We start from the raw sequence: 15,245 nt of genomic DNA on the forward strand, positions 1-15,245 counted from the left end.
TTACTTCTTCTTTCGCGGAACGGGTTCCGCGGATATTTTCCTGGAGACGAACCGGTCGGGAGGAAGCGCCGTCTTCAGGATCGCCGAAGCGGCGTCGAGCGGCCGCACGCCTCTCCCCGTACCATGGATGATTGTAATGGAGAGTTGCTTTCCGTTCATCCCAAAATTCCCGACGAGGGGCTTGAGGTCGATTTCCCGCCGGGATTCCTCGCGGAACACGGCGATCGGGAATGTGGGGGAAGACATGAACTCCCGCCACGCCGCCGCCGCCGTTTCCGGCGACACGCCTTCAGGGAAACTCCCTTGCGGCACCGGTTCGATCCTGTAGGTGCAGGAGATGTCGAAATCCGACAGCCGCGGCGTCCCCGGCGGAAGGTAGCGGGCGGACACGACCCGGATCCCCTCCGGAAGGAACGGCGGGAGTTTCCGTTCGATTTCGGGCGCGGTCACCGGCAGGTGGAACTCCGCTTCCAGAAACTCGGCTTCGCTCTCCGTCCCAACCGGCAGGGCAGGCGAGAAGGAGAGCCTCGGGGCGGGGTTGAACCCCTGGCTGTAGGCGACCGGAAAGCCCGCGCGCCTCAAGACCCGCCCCCACAGGGATTGGATCTCCAGGCCCGAGAGGTAGCGGGCGGCCCCCTCCTTCGCATACCGGATTCTCGCGAAATAGCGCCCAGCGGGGGATTGTGCGCATTCGGATGAGGCCGAATTCCCGGCGTCGGACGGAATGGCCTCTTCCCCGCCCATGGAGGTGTATACGATGTTGGAAAGGCCCGGGGGGCAGGCCCCGCACGCCGAGCATGTCCCCGCGCGGCAGTCGGGTGTCGCTTCCCCGGAGCGGGCTTTCTCACGCTCGCGGAGCAGGAAAGCGCGGTCGATCCCGGCGTCGACGAATTCCCACGGGAGAGAGATCGAGGGGTCCCTTTCATTCAGAAACTCGCGCCGGTCGATCCCCGCCTCTTCGAATGCCCGCCGCCAGACGTGGGGGCGGAACTCCTCCGTCCACGCGTCGAAGCGCGCCCCAAGCCGCCAGGCCCGCAGCAGCACGCCGGCAAGCCGCCCGTCCCCTCGGGAAAACGCTCCTTCCAGCTCGGAAACCGCGGGGGAGTGGAACTTCACCTCGATGTTCCTGTCCCGGCCGACTTCCGCGCGGACGATCGCCAAACGCTCCTCGATCTCCTCCTTCCCGATCTGGCGTTCCCATTGGAACGGCGTGTGCGGCTTGGGTACGAAAGCGGAAATGCTCGCCGTAACCGAGTTCCGTTTTCCGTGGCGGCGGGCCACGGCGGCAACCCGTTTTACAAGCCGCCCTATCGCGGCGACGTCCGCAGCCGTCTCGCCCGGCAGCCCCACCATGAAATAGAGCTTAAGCGTCTGCCATCCGTTGGAGAATATCCACTCGGCGGAACGCAGCAGGTCCTCGTCGGGGATCTCCTTGTTGATCGACCGGCGAAGGCTTTCCGTCCCCGCCTCGGGCGCCAGAGTGAATCCCGTCTTGCGCACCTTGCGGATCTGGCGCACGGTGTTCTCCTTCAGCGCGTCGAGCCGGAGCGAAGGGAGGGAAACGGAGATCCTCTCGGGCGAGAGCGTCTCCATCGCTTCCGTGATCAGCCGGTCGATGCAGCCGTAATCGGCGGCAGACAGTGACAGGAGCCCCACCTCGTCGAATCCCGTCCGTGGCGCTGTCTCCTGGAGATACCGCAGCAGAAGCAGGGGGTCTCGCTCCCTCAGCGGGCGATAGACGTATCCGGCCTGGCAGAACCTGCACCCCCTTGTGCATCCGCGCGAGATCTCGATGCTCAGCCGGTCGTGGACGATGCGCATCGCGGGGAGAATCGGATCCGGAAGCAGGGGAGAGGCGGCAAGGTCGGGCAGAACTCTCCGGGAAACTCCCGTGGAAATGCCGGGCACGTACACTCCGGGGATCCCGGACAACTCCGCCAGAAGCTCGCCCCGGGTCCCCTTCCTTTCCTTCCGCGCTTCGACGCGGGAGACGATTTCAAGCGCCGCCTCTTCGCCGTCGCCCACGAGAAGCGCATCGAAGAAGGGCATTATGGGGGCGGGATTGAGCGTGCACACTCCTCCGCCGAGCACCAGCGGGTCCGTTTCCCGGCGCGCCTCGCGGAGCGGCGGAATGCCTGCGAGGTCGAGCATGGTCAGGACGTTGGTGTAGGTAAGTTCATAGCAGAGTGAAAATCCAAGGACGTCGAATTCCCGCGCGGGGCGCTCCGATTCAAGCGAGGACAGCGGCGTTCCGGTGGAACGCAGGTGCTCCTCCATGTCCGTCCACGGAGCGAAGACCCTCTCGCAAAGGGTTCCGGGGCGTGCATTCAGGATTTCATGCAGGATAAGGATGCCAAGGTGCGACATCCCGATTTCATAGACGTCCGGAAATGCGATCAGCACCCGGACCCTTGCGTCATCCCGGGAACGGAGCCGGCGCCGTACCTCGGCGCCCCCGTAACGGGACGGTTTCTGTATGGAGGGAGGGATGATTTTCATGGTTTCCCTACAATCCCAACTTATTTTTGAAAAATCAATTCATTCAAGTTACATTACCCTGATGGTCGCGAGAGGGGGAGATTGAGGCGGTGCGACTGATCTGGAACCAGGGAGCCGGTTTTTCGTTCCGGCCGGACGAGTTCTACGGTCGCGAAGAGGAGCTGGCCACCCTCTTGCGCGTATGCAGGGACGGGAAGTCCGGCGTCGGGGCGTCCGTTATGATTTACGGACCTCCCAACGTGGGAAAGACTTCCCTTCTCCTGAAGCTCAAACACGAGCTTCAGTCGCTCCCTGAGGAAACGGCCTCGCCCCGGCCGTTCCCGTTCTATTTCTCCTTCAGCAAGATCCTTTCCCATCCTTTGGCGCTCTCCCAGCATTTCCTCCAGGAGTTCCTTTGGCAGGCCCTGGTCTTTCTCGGGGATTCCCCCCCCGCCGCGTTCGACGCCGATGCGATGTGCGAAAGGCTCGTGTCCTTCGGCCTCTCCGATTGCCGCGAGCTCCTTCTCGCGCACCGCCGTTTCACGGAGCGCGGCGACGGCCTGTCCGCACTGGTCAGCGCGGTTTCCTTCCCGTTCTCGACCGGGGGAGATCTCTTTCATCCGGTGTTTCTCTTCGACGATTTCCAGTATACGACCAAACTCCAGGGCATTCCCGACGGGGCGATGCTTTCCATTCTGCGCCCGTACATAAAATCGGGCCATTTCCCCATGATCGTGTCCGGCTCGTCTCCGGGGCACGTGACTTCCTGCCTCAAGCGGGAAGGGTTGTTCGGCACTTTCCAGATGATGGAGATCGCGGGTCTTTCCCCCGCAGCGTCGGAATCGCTCTGGACCTCCCTTCTGGATCGGCGGAAGATCGGAATGCCCGTCCCCATACAGGCACGAGCGGCCGCAAGGCTGGGGCACGTGCCGGTATACCAGCGTATGTTCGCCGAGGAAGTGTCCTTCCGGTGCGAAGCCGTGACCGACGAGATTTCCTTCGAGAATATCTACGCCCAGTCGGTGACCGAAGGGCAGCTCAACCGGTACTGGCGGGAGTTCTTCGAAAACGCCTTTCCCGACCGGGTCGACCGGGCGCGGGCGGTGAAGTTCCTGAAGCGCATCCTCTGCGACCGCTTTCCGCTCGACACTTTCGACGGGGCTCTTTCCCTCCTCGGGACTTCCTCGGAAGACGGCGGGAGAATCCTCTCGACGCTGGAGTTCAAGGGGCTTGCGAAGTCCGATTTCGACCAGATCAGGTTTTCCGAGGACCCGGTGCTCGCGGACTTTCTCTACTGGGCGTTCGAGAGAGGCGTCGCAGGGATGAACAGTTCCCAGGTCGCCGCCGCGATCGTGCAGGCGAAACTGTTCCTGGCCGCGGCGGAACCCGCCGAGGGAGAGCGTGATAAGTGGATCGGCACGACCAAGGAGCTCATGCGCCGTTGGGACTGCCGCGAAGTCCCGATGCTCCTCTTCCGGTTCGGGCTTTTCCGGGACCGGTTCGGGGGAAAAGGGCTTCTCGAGGTTGTCATGGGAATGGAGAAGGAACCGCAGAAGATGCGGCTTCCCAAGATCAGCTCCGTTTCCACCGGCTACCGGACCCGCCGTCGCGGCCCGAGGCTGGATTTCGACATGGTGGCCTACGGGTTCCTCGACGCGGAATTCTCCGAGGAGAACCTCGTGATCTGGGCGGTGGACGTGAACGCCGGGAAGACGCTCAGCGCCATGGCGGTGGAACATTTCGAGAACCGGTGCCGGTTGCTGATCCTCGAAAAGGGCCTGAAGGAGCATCAGCTCCGGAAATGGATCCTCTTCGAGGGGGGGGTGGACCCCGTCGCGATCGAACTGGCGGGCAGGTACGGCATCCTCCTGACCCACCGTTCCCAGATGCTCATCTTCCTGAACCTGTTCGGGCTGGAGGAGATCGAGCTCCAGGCCGAATCACGCAAGCCGGCGGACCCGCCGCCGGGGCCCGAGCCGCTTGAATTCGAGCTGGTCCTTCCCATGAAGGCGGACACGGAAGTGGTGGCGGCGCGGGTGGCGGAGGAGGTGGCGGCCTACGCCTCCCTCGATGCGGATTCCGTGGACCGGATCAAGATGGCCTTGATAGAGGCATGCATCAACGCGTTCGAACACAGCGGCGCGGAGTCGGGAAAGGTCAGGCTCCGGTATGTGCTTTCACCCACGAAAATCGAGCTTTTCGTGCAGGACGAGGGAAAGGGGTTCCGCGGAGGCAGGACCGACGAGTCCCGCCGCAACCGCGGATGGGGGCTCAAGCTGATCCGTGAACTGGTGGACGACGTGGAGATCAGGACCGGGGACGGGGGAACCGTCGTGCGAATGGTGAAGTACCTTGAACCCGGAACTGAAAAGGAAGGAGCGGGATCTCCGGATCCCGAATAGAGCCCGCACATGACATATCTTACGGTGAGGACGCGCCTAACGGAAAATGCGCTTGTAGTGTACATAGACGGCTACCTGAACAGCCTCCTGGGCGAGGAAGTGGAGCGCGTCGTGCAGGAAACCCTCGATTCCGGGGTCAGAAATTTCCTCCTGAATTTCGAAGGAACGCGCCTGATCAACAGCATCGGCATTTCAATCATCATCGACATCGTGGAAAAGATAATGGAACGTAACGGCTCGCTGGCCTTCTGCGCGTTGAGCCGCATCAATCGCGAACTCTTCCATATGACGGGCGTGGCCCGTTACGTCCGCGTATTCGAACGTGAGGAGGATGCTCTTGGGCATTTCGGTTCTTCCGCCTGAAAGGGACCTGTTCGGCGAAGAGCGATTGCCCGCGGGGCGGCGGGAGGCTTTCAAGCTAAGGGCTCTCCGTGACTTCACGCTTTGCATATCCCGCGCGCGAAACTTCGAGGAGGCCCTTCACCTTTCCCTGATGGTAATACTCGGAACGTTCTCGATCGTGAAAGGAGCCCTGTTCCTCGAGGAGCACGGGGAATTCCGTGTAAAGGTCTCCCGTGGACTCCCCCCCGGAATCCCGCCAATCGAGAAAACGCGGGACCTCGTTACGGCGCTCCGCCGCTCGAGCCGTCCGATCGTCATGGGGCGCAAGGAGATTTCCGCGCCGGTCCGCAAGGCGGCGGATGAAATGGAAAAGGCGGTTCCGTCGTTCAGGGTGGACTTTCTATGTTCTCTCGGGGCATGGAACGGATCTTCAGGCCTGCTGGCACTGGGAGAAACGCTTACGGGATCGCCCCTGACGGTCCGGCAGCGTGAAACCCTGAGCGTGATGACTTCCGTCCTGTCCTCTCACATCGCCAACCACCGGGTCCTCGAGGACATTTCCCGCCTGAACGAAGCGCTCCGGAGCAAGGTGACGGAAAACGAGCGGCTGCTCGACGGGATGCAGGAGATCTTCCTGGATACGATCCGCGCCCTGGCTGCGGCGATCGAAGCGAAGGATCCTTACACGCGCGGCCATTCGGAACGGGTGGCGAAGATTTCGGTATCGATAGCTAAGGGGCTGGGCCTTCCGGAGGACGAGGTGCAGGCCATCCACATCGCCTCCATACTTCACGACGTGGGGAAGATCGGAACTTCGCGGTCGATCCTTTCCAAGCGCTCCCCGCTTTCCGAGGAGGAGCTTCTCGAGATCCGCAGGCATCCCCTGACGAGTTTCGACATCCTTTCCGAAATCCGTTTTCCCTATCCCGACGTCGCGGCCCTCGCGAGGGACCATCACGAACACATCGACGGATCGGGATATCCCGTAGGGAAGAGGGATCGTCAGATTTCGATGGGGGCGAAGATCATTGCGCTTGCCGACGCGTTCGACGCCATGACTTCCGACCGGCCGTACAGGAGCGGCTTGCCGCTCCGGGAAGCATTGGGGGAGCTGCGGTCGTCGCTTCGCCGCCAGTACGACCCGGTTGCGGGACGGATGTTTTTCCGGGTGCTGCGCGATGAAATCGCGGGGGAGCACGGCGGCTCTCCGGTATTTGCGGAGTTGTCGGAAGTCCATCCCCGCGAGGACATGCTTCGCTTCATCGACGGTATGCTTAAGGAGATCGGTTAACCCGCATTTCCCGCTTGGAGGGGATTCAGGGCAGCTCCGCGAGCAGCCCCCGGAGCGCGGCGAGCCCGCGGTGGAAATGCTCGATTCGGTGCGGCTCCAGCGTCAGGATGGGGGCGGATCCCGCGTCAAGCGCCGCGTTCAGCACCCCCCGGAAATTGATCGATCCTTCCCCGACCGGCAGGTGATCGTCGCGCAGCCCCCGGTTGTCGTGCAGGTGCAGCTCCCTCGTGCCGGCTCCGAACGCCTCCAGCCACTTGTTCACCGGGAGCCCGGAAAAGAGCGCCGCATGTCCCGCGTCGCAGCAGAAGCCGATCCGCTTCGAGCCGAGCGCGTGCCGCAGCCTGAGCAGGTGATCCGGCACCTCGTCGAAGACGTTCTCCAGGAAGAGGTCGACTCCGGCCTTCTCGGCGGCGTCGACGACTTCGCCGAAAGTCCGCAAGGCCGGTTCGAACCATTTGTCGGGATCGAAATCGTAAAGCCATCCGAAATACCCCGCGTGCATCACGATCCCCAGGGGGCGGAAGACAGGCGCCAGGGACACGGCCTGCTTGAGGCGGCGCACCGCGTGGCCGCGGGCGGCTTCGTCGCGCGCGCCCGGCCATACCTCCTCGAACGGAGCATGGAACGTTGCGCTATTTACGCCGGCGTCGCGCAACTTGCCCGCCGCCTTTTCCGCTTCTCCCTCCGCAAGCGAGTCGAGCGTCTTCCCGGAGAAGTAGATCTCGGGCCCCACGCCGCCGGCCGCGAGGAGGGGGGCTGTCTCCGGGGAAAGCAACATCGGGTAGGGGACCGTTGCGTGTACAGTCCATTCCATGGCCCCGAAGATACCCCATCGCCGGGGGAGGAGCAACCCCGCAGGCGGCAGGACTTCTCCGGGGAGGCTCGGATATGAAACGCCTGTTTGAAATGCCTTGACATGTTTTTGTATACTGCATACAGTAACGTGCAATCCGTTACGACGAGGAGACATCCCTTTGCTGCAAAAGCTGAAGATCCAGATAGACAATCACATGACCCTCCGGGAAAAGATCGTGGAGACGGTCCGCAGCGCGATAGTAAACGGCCAGATTCCGGCCGGCACCCGGGTCGCCGAACCCGACCTTGCCGACCGCTTCGGGATCAGCCGTACGCCGATACGCGAAGCGTTCCGCCAGCTCGAGTCGGAGGGATTCATCACGGTAGTTCCCAGGAAGGGGGCAGTCGTCGCATCCATCTCGGCGAAGGACATTTCCGATTTCTACGACCTGAAGATGGTGCTCGAAGGATACGCGGCGCGCCTTGCCGCGAAAACCCTCACCGAGAAGGACCTGAACCGGATGGAATCGCTGAACCGGCAGATCGAGGCGGCGGCCGGGAAAAAGGACCTTCGCAAGGTGCTTCTCCTCCACAACGATTTCCATGACGTCTTCCTCAATGCATGCGGCAACGAAAGGCTTCATGCGATCGTCCAGAACCTCGTGATGCAATTCCAGAGGTTCCGCCTGATCCTCGCCATGCGGGGGAAGATCGAGGGGATAATCAGGCAGCACAAGGAAATCATCGAGGCTTTCCGTAAGCGGAACCCCGAGCTCGCCGAGTCCCTGGTGATAAAGAACGCCCAGTACGGAAAGAAGATCCTGCTCCAGGAACTGGAAAAGGAGTAGGCCGGGGCGCCTGTATAAAAGATGCCCGATCCGGACCGATTGCGCAGTATTCCTTCCGTCGCTTCCCTTCTGGAAATCCGGGAGATCCGGGAGCACCTCGAAAAAGTCCCGCGCGACGTCGTCCTTGACGCCGTCAGGAGGATTCTTTCCTCCCTGCGTCAGGAGGCGTCTTCCGCCGCGCAGCCCCGCAGCCGGGAGGAGTGGACTGCCATTGTCCTGTCCCGCCTGCCGGTGGAGATCGCCGCCGCCGAAGAGCCGTCGCTGCGGAGCGTGATCAACGCGACCGGCGTCGTCATACACACCAATCTCGGAAGGGCTCCCCTGCCGGAGGAGGCGATCCGCGCGGTTTCCCTCGCCGCCCGGGGGTATTCGAACCTCGAGTACGATCTTGCGGCCGGCGCACGTTCCTCGCGGCTTGTCCATCTCGAACGCCTGATCCTCGGCCTCACGGGAGCGGAGTCGGCGCACGTCGTGAACAACAACGCGGCCGCGGTGCTCCTATGCCTTGCGGGGCTGGCCAGGGGACGTGATGTCCTCGTAAGCCGGGGTGAGTTGGTGGAAATAGGCGGCTCGTTCCGGATCCCGGACATCATGGCCGAGAGCGGAGCGTCCCTCGTCGAAGTGGGGACGACCAACCGCACACGGCTCGAGGATTACGAAAAGGCGGTCACGTCGCGGACGGCTCTGCTTCTGAAGGTCCACCGGTCAAATTTCAGCGTATCGGGGTTCACCGAGGAAGTTTCTCCCGCCGCCCTCTCTTCCCTGGGGGACCGACTGGGGATTCCCGTGATGGAGGACCTGGGATCGGGCGCCGTCTTCGATTTTTCCGCGGCGGGCATCCCCGGTACGCCGACGATCCGGCAGGCGCTTTCGCAGGGACCCGGCATAGTGACCGTGAGCGGCGACAAGCTTCTGGGCGGGCCCCAGGCTGGGATCATCGCGGGGAGGAAAGCCCTGGTCGAGCCACTGAAAAAGCACCCCCTGTCCCGCGCGCTTCGAATCGACAAGCTTTGCCTTGCGGCGCTTGCCGCCACGCTTTCGCTTTATGCCGACGAACGCAGGGCGGCGGTACGCGTGCCGGTGCTGTCTATGCTTACTGAAGGTGAAGGGGCCGTCCGTGCGCGGGCGCGCAGGTTCGTTCGAAGGATCGGCAAGGGGGGCGGCGCAGGCCTGAAGCTGGAGGTCGTCCGGGCGGATTCCTCCCCGGGCGGAGGCGCGATGCCCGATATCGGGATCCCGACGGCATGCGTGGCGGTGGAACATGCCACGGTCCGGGTCGAGGAACTGGAGGAAAGGCTCCGGCGCGGAAATCCGCCGGTCGTGGCGCGCATCGGCAAGGGAAAACTCCTCCTCGACATGCGCACGGTCCGCGACGGAGAGGTCGCCGTTCTCGCCGCCGCCCTCCTCGCCGCCGCGGCAGATGCCCGGTGAAAAATACAGGCCATGAAAAATGCGGCCCAAGTTCCCAGTTGAAGGGAGCCGCCCCCGCAGTGTATAAAAGAACATGCTGAACACCGGCGTGCTGGTCCTCAACCGGGCCTTTTTCCCTGTCCATGTCACGAATGTCCGCAGGGCGTTCTGCCTTCTCTATTCCGGGCTAGCGCGCGCTATCAATTCTCAGTATGAAATGTTCGATTTCCAGTCGTGGAGCGAGCTGTCCGTCCACGCGCACGACGAGGCCGTGGGCCTTGTGGGAAGAGTGATCAGGGTCCCGAGGGTCGTCGTGCTGGTGGCCTACGACCGTGTTCCCAAGCGAACCGTGCGTTTCAGCAGGCACAACATTTTCGTAAGGGACCGGAACACTTGCCAATATTGCGGGAAGGCGCATCCGAGGAGCGATCTGAACCTGGACCATGTCATCCCGAGGTCCCGGGGCGGGAATACCACGTGGGAAAACATAGTCTGCAGCTGCCTCCCGTGCAACAAGAAAAAGGGAGGCATGTTGCCGGAAGAGGCAGGGCTGCGGACGATCGCCCGTCCCGCACGCCCCCGATGGACGCCGGAATACGCCTTTTCCCTCCGGGGGCCGGTCCACCGTGAATGGCTGCCCTTCCTGAACCTCGTGGACTTCACGTACTGGAACCTCGAACTCGAAAGGTGAGCCGTCAAGCGCGGGCGGGAGGGCAGGCCAGGACCAGGGTGGAAACCCTCTTATTCATAGCAGGCCATCCCGTCTCCCACTCGTTAAGCCCCGCGATGCACAATGCCGCCATCCGGCGGCTCGGCCTCCCGTTGCGATACATCGGCTTCGACATCCCCCCGGGGCTTATGGCGGATTTCCTCCGGGTCATCCGGGCGGGGAATTTCCTGGGAGGGAACATAACGATTCCGCACAAGGAAGAGGCTGCGTCCCTTGCCGACGAGCGGTCCGATGCGGTGGAGGCGTGCGGCGCCGCGAACGTTATCCGTGTAAAGGGCGGCAGGCTTTTCGCGGACAACACCGACGGACGGGGATTCCTGGACGCGACGGCGGGCGAGGGATGGGGGAGGCGCTTCGGGAGGGTGGTGATATTGGGAGCTGGAGGATCGGCTAAAGGGATAGCCTACGAGTTATGCCGCAACGGCGCAAGGGAGGTTTCGATTCTGAACCGCCATCCATCGAGGGGCGAGGAAATCGCCGCGGCGCTTTCCCGGCGCTTCACGGGAACGGCGTTTTCGTTCGGAGAACTGAAACCTGCTAAAATGGTTAAGGAATTCCAGGGGACGGACTTGATCGTCCAATGCACCTCATTGGGGCTGCGCAGCGAATGGGAACAATTTCCCCTGGAAGGAGTAGAGAAAGGCTGCAGATTTGCCGATATAATTTACCGGAGGGGCGGCACGACGCTCGTTCGCCGCTTGAAAAAGCGGGGGATTTCAGCGATCGACGGCCTGGCGATGCTGGCGCACCAGGCGGCGAGAAGTTTTTTCATCTGGACGGGCAAAAGGGTCCCCGGGAAGGACTTTCTGGCCGTCGCGCGGAAAACCCTTGAGGCCGAATGAATAAAATTATGCTTAAATATGATGTAAATTATAGCTCTGTTTGGTGACTTTTTTATGTCTGTAATGGCGGCCAAGATCGGGGAAATGCTTCTCAGGGGCAACATCATCACCCCGGAACAATTGAGAAGCGCCCTGGAGACCCAGAAGAAGACGAAGGAACGGATCGGCGCGATCCTCGTCAAGTCCGGGTCCATCAGGGAAGAGGATCTCCTGTCCTTTCTCGGCCGTCAGTTCAACGTCCCCGTCATCGACCTTTCCAAATACGAAATAAATTCCGAAGTGGTCCGCCTCCTTCCCGAGGACCTGGTCCAGAAGCACCTCGCCCTCCCGATCAACCGGGTCGGCGCGAAGCTTATCGTCGCCGTGGCCGATCCCTCGAACATGGCGATCATCGACGCCATCGGGTTCAAGACCGGCTACGCTGTGGAGCTGGTGCTCGCCTCCGAGAAGGACATCACAAACGCGATCAACAAATATTTCGACCAGTCGCTCGAGTTCAAGGACATCATCTCGGAACTGGACGAGGACCTGGAGGTCGTTCGCGAGGAAGAGCTCGACGCCATCGAGCAGGAGAGCCGGGTCGACGACGCGCCGGTCGTAAAGCTCGCAAATTTCGTGCTCACCGACGCGATCAAGCGCCGCGCCTCGGACATCCACATCGAGCCTTACGAAAAGGAATTCCGGATCCGCTACCGGGTCGACGGCGTCCTCTACGAGGTGATGCGGCCTCCCATCAAGCTGCGCAACGCCCTGGTCTCCCGCCTCAAGATCATGTCGAGCCTCGACATCGCGGAGCGCAGGCTTCCCCAGGACGGAAGGATCAAGCTCAAGGTCGGGAAGGGCAGGGAGATGGATTACCGCGTTTCGGTTCTGCCCACGATCTACGGCGAAAAGACGGTGCTCCGCCTCCTCGACAAATCCAGCCTTCAGCTCGACATGACGAAGCTCGGCTTCGAACAGGAGGCGCTGAACGATTTCCAGGAAGCCATACATCGCCCGTACGGAATGATCCTCGTCACCGGTCCCACCGGGTCGGGCAAGACTACGACCCTCTATTCCGCCCTGTCGGAGCTGAACAAGACCACCGACAACATCTCCACCTGCGAGGACCCCGTTGAATACAACTTCGCGGGGATCAACCAGGTGCAGATAAAGGAGGAGATCGGGCTCACGTTCGCCGCGGCGCTCCGTTCGTTCCTGCGGCAGGACCCGGACATCATCATGGTGGGCGAAATCCGCGACTACGAGACGGCGGAGATCGCCGTCAAGGCGGCCCTCACGGGCCACCTGGTCCTTTCGACGCTGCACACCAACGACGCGCCCAGCACCGTCACCAGGCTGCTCAACATGGGAATCGAGCCGTTCCTCGTGTCTTCATCCCTCAACCTCATACTGGCGCAGCGGTTGGCCCGGCGGGTCTGCGGAAACTGCAAGGAAGAGGTGAAGATCCTTCCGAAGGCGCTTGTGGACGCCGGCATGAAACCCGAACGGATCAGGCAGGCCCGTCCGGCGCGTGGCAGGGGATGCGACGAATGCAACGGAACGGGTTTCCGTGGGCGGGTCGCCCTGTATGAAGCGATGCCGGTCAAGGAGGAACTGAAGGATCTCATTCTGCGGGGAGGATCGGCGATCGAGGTCAAGCGGGAAGCGATAAGGCTCGGGATGAAGACGCTCCGCCAGGCGGGGCTTTCGAAGGTCGAGGAGGGGGTCACGACGCTGGAGGAAGTGCTGCGGGTGACCGCCGCCGACTAAGGAGGAAGACGGCCATGGTATCGATGCATGAGATGCTGAGCGTCATGTACGAGAAGGGCGCTTCCGACCTGCACATCACCACGGGGATCGCCCCCACCATACGCGTGGACGGACGGCTGATCCCGCTGCCGGCCGAGCCGCTTACACCGCCGGACACCAAGCGGCTTTGCTACAGCATCCTCACCGAGGCGCAGAAGCAGCGTTTCGAGGAGGAGAAGGAGCTCGATCTTTCCTTCGGAGTGAAGGGGATGAGCCGCTTCCGCGCCAATATCTACTTGCAGCGGGGGGCCGTCGCCGGCGCCTTCAGGACCATCCCGTTCCGCGTCCGCTCGTTCGACGAGCTGGGGCTCCCGAACGTCCTGAAGGAGCTGTGCAAGAAGCCGAGGGGCCTGCTGCTGGTGACGGGGCCCACCGGATCCGGCAAGTCGACGACGCTGGCTGCGATGATCGACAAGGTCAACATGGAGCGGCAGGAACACATCGTCACCATCGAGGATCCGATCGAATACCTTCATCCGCACAAGAAGTGCCTTGTCAACCAGCGGGAAGTGAACGCGGACACGCAGACGTTCAAAAAGGCCCTGAAGCACATATTGCGGCAGGATCCGGACATCGTGCTCATCGGTGAGATGAGGGACCTGGAGACGATCGAGGCGGCGCTGACGGTGGCGGAAACGGGACACCTGGTCTTCGCCACGCTTCACACGAATTCATGCGTCCAGACGATAAACCGCATCCTCGACGTGTTCCCCCCGTACCAGCAGCCGCAGGTGAGGGCGCAGCTGTCGTTCGTCCTCGAGGGAGTGGTATCGCAGATCCTCATACCCAAGGCTTCGGGGACCGGGCGGGCGCTTTGCCTCGAGATCATGATCCCCAATCCGGCCATCCGTAACCTGATCCGCGAGGAGAAGATCCACCAGATCTACTCCCAGATGCAGGTGGGGCAGGCCAAGTTCGGGATGCAGACGATGAACCAGTCGCTGCTCGCCGCGTATCTCCGGCGCGACATCACGCTGGAGGACGCCGTCGGCAGGAGTTCCGATCCCGACGAGTTCCGCAATCTCCTGACCGCCGCGCAGAATGCGGCGTCGCAGGGGGCGGGTCGCAGGACGCAGGTGTAACCGAGGGCCACGGAGGATACGATGCCGAAATTCGTCTGGGAAGGAAAAACCAAGGCGGGGCGTACCCTGACGGGGGAAATCGAGGCGCCCAACGAGGCGTTCGTCCTTGCCCAGCTTCGCAGGCAGCAGGTAGTTCCCGTCAAGGTGAAGCCGAAAGGCGCGGATCTTCGTTTCCGGATGCCGGGATTCGGAGGCAAGGTCACTCAGCGGGAGCTTGCCATCTTCACCCGCCAATTCGCCACGATGATCGACGCGGGCCTTCCCCTCGTCCAGTGCCTCGACATCCTCGGCATGCAGCAGGAAAATCAGACGTTCAAGAAGATCATCATGAAGGCGAAGGAGGACGTGGAGAGCGGGTCGACATTCGCCGACGCCCTTGCGAAGCACCCGAAGACCTTCGACGAGCTTTTCATCAACCTGGTCCAGGCGGGGGAGGTCGGCGGGATCCTCGACACGATCCTCTCGCGGCTTGCGGCCCACATCGAGAAGGCGCTGCGGCTCGCAAAGAAGATCAAGGGCGCGATGGTATACCCGGCCACAATCGTCGCCGTGGCGGTCGTCGTCACCGTGGTGCTCCTTGTGTACGTCATTCCGATCTTCGGAAAGATGTTCCAGGATTTCGGACAGGCGCTTCCGGCTCCCACGCAGATGGTCCTCGCAATGAGCGAAGCGACCCGTAAATACTTTTTCGTGGCCGTCATCTTCGTGGCTTTGGCCGTCGTCGCCCTGCGCTGGTACCGCAACACCGAAAACGGGCGCCGGAACATCGACCGGCTCTTCCTGCGGCTGCCGATCGTGGGCCCCCTCCTCCGTAAGATTGCGGTCGCCCGGTTTGCGCGCACCCTGGGGACGATGGTGAGCAGCGGCGTCCCCATCCTGGAAAGCATGGACATCGTCGCGAAGTCGGCGGGCAACCGGATCATCGAGGAAGCTATCCTCAAGGCGAGGATGAGCATCAGCGAAGGAAAGACGATCGCCGAGCCCCTGGCCGACAGCAAGGTTTTCCCCGCGATGGTGACGCAAATGGTGTCCGTCGGAGAGGCGACCGGCGCTCTCGACACCATGCTGAACAAGATCGCGGAGTTCTACGACGAAGAGGTGGACATGGCCGTTGACGCCCTTACCTCCCTCCTCGAGCCGCTCCTCATGGTCTTCCTCGGGGTCGTCATCGGGGGCCTCGTCGTTGCGATGTACCTGCCGATCTTCAAGCTGGCAGGCGTCGTCGGCGGATAAA

Annotated in this window: 12 protein-coding genes; 10 read left to right on the forward strand and 2 right to left on the reverse strand. The window is 62.3% G+C overall.

Features of this window, described 5'->3' with window-relative positions; all coding sequences use genetic code 11:
• Positions 1-2,499: a DUF2344 domain-containing protein gene (locus HY896_02010; GenBank protein MBI5575119.1), complete on the reverse strand. Its 2,499-nt coding sequence runs from the start codon at positions 2,497-2,499 to the stop codon at positions 1-3.
• A gap of 89 nt (positions 2,500-2,588) precedes the next feature.
• On the opposite strand from HY896_02010, the gene HY896_02015 reads away from it, so the two are divergent.
• From HY896_02015 to HY896_02025, 3 genes are read left to right on the forward strand one after another with little or no spacing between them, the layout of a single operon-like run.
• On the forward strand, positions 2,589-4,880 hold the full coding sequence (locus HY896_02015; GenBank protein ID MBI5575120.1) for an ATP-binding protein: 2,292 nt from the start codon (positions 2,589-2,591) through the stop codon (positions 4,878-4,880).
• A 9-nt stretch (positions 4,881-4,889) separates the two neighbouring features.
• Positions 4,890-5,243: an STAS domain-containing protein gene (locus HY896_02020; GenBank protein ID MBI5575121.1), complete on the forward strand. Its 354-nt coding sequence runs from the start codon at positions 4,890-4,892 to the stop codon at positions 5,241-5,243.
• On the forward strand, positions 5,218-6,513 hold the full coding sequence (locus tag HY896_02025; GenBank protein MBI5575122.1) for an HD domain-containing protein: 1,296 nt from the start codon (positions 5,218-5,220) through the stop codon (positions 6,511-6,513). Before HY896_02020 ends, HY896_02025 begins: the two co-directional genes overlap by 26 nt.
• A gap of 25 nt (positions 6,514-6,538) precedes the next feature.
• On the opposite strand, the gene HY896_02030 is transcribed toward HY896_02025, so the two are convergent.
• Positions 6,539-7,327, reverse strand: a complete 789-nt coding sequence (locus HY896_02030; GenBank protein MBI5575123.1) for a sugar phosphate isomerase/epimerase — start codon at positions 7,325-7,327, stop codon at positions 6,539-6,541.
• 172 nt (positions 7,328-7,499) lie between these two features.
• On the opposite strand from HY896_02030, the gene HY896_02035 reads away from it, so the two are divergent.
• From HY896_02035 to HY896_02065, 7 genes are all read left to right on the forward strand, one after another.
• Positions 7,500-8,156 carry a GntR family transcriptional regulator gene (locus tag HY896_02035; protein ID MBI5575124.1) on the forward strand — a complete coding sequence of 219 codons (657 nt, stop codon included), beginning with the start codon at positions 7,500-7,502 and terminating at the stop codon, positions 8,154-8,156.
• A 21-nt stretch (positions 8,157-8,177) separates the two neighbouring features.
• Positions 8,178-9,587, forward strand: coding sequence for an L-seryl-tRNA(Sec) selenium transferase (locus HY896_02040; protein MBI5575125.1), 1,410 nt, complete (start codon positions 8,178-8,180; stop codon positions 9,585-9,587).
• Positions 9,588-9,660: 73 nt separating this feature from the next.
• Positions 9,661-10,257 carry an HNH endonuclease gene (locus HY896_02045; protein MBI5575126.1) on the forward strand — a complete coding sequence of 199 codons (597 nt, stop codon included), beginning with the start codon at positions 9,661-9,663 and terminating at the stop codon, positions 10,255-10,257.
• Positions 10,254-11,138 carry a shikimate dehydrogenase gene (aroE, locus tag HY896_02050; GenBank protein ID MBI5575127.1) on the forward strand — a complete coding sequence of 295 codons (885 nt, stop codon included), beginning with the start codon at positions 10,254-10,256 and terminating at the stop codon, positions 11,136-11,138. The genes HY896_02045 and aroE overlap by 4 nt, the downstream gene beginning before the upstream one ends.
• A 63-nt stretch (positions 11,139-11,201) precedes the next feature.
• Positions 11,202-12,890: a type IV-A pilus assembly ATPase PilB gene (pilB, locus tag HY896_02055; GenBank protein ID MBI5575128.1), complete on the forward strand. Its 1,689-nt coding sequence runs from the start codon at positions 11,202-11,204 to the stop codon at positions 12,888-12,890.
• A gap of 14 nt (positions 12,891-12,904) precedes the next feature.
• Positions 12,905-14,011 carry a type IV pilus twitching motility protein PilT gene (locus HY896_02060; GenBank protein MBI5575129.1) on the forward strand — a complete coding sequence of 369 codons (1,107 nt, stop codon included), beginning with the start codon at positions 12,905-12,907 and terminating at the stop codon, positions 14,009-14,011.
• 21 nt (positions 14,012-14,032) lie between these two features.
• Complete coding sequence (locus HY896_02065; GenBank protein ID MBI5575130.1) at positions 14,033-15,244, forward strand: type II secretion system F family protein; 1,212 nt, start codon at positions 14,033-14,035, stop codon at positions 15,242-15,244.
• Position 15,245: the final 1 nt, after the last annotated feature.

This window comes from Deltaproteobacteria bacterium (genome assembly GCA_016218975.1).
Lineage (GTDB): Bacteria > Desulfobacterota > Deferrimicrobia > Deferrimicrobiales > Deferrimicrobiaceae > JAENIX01.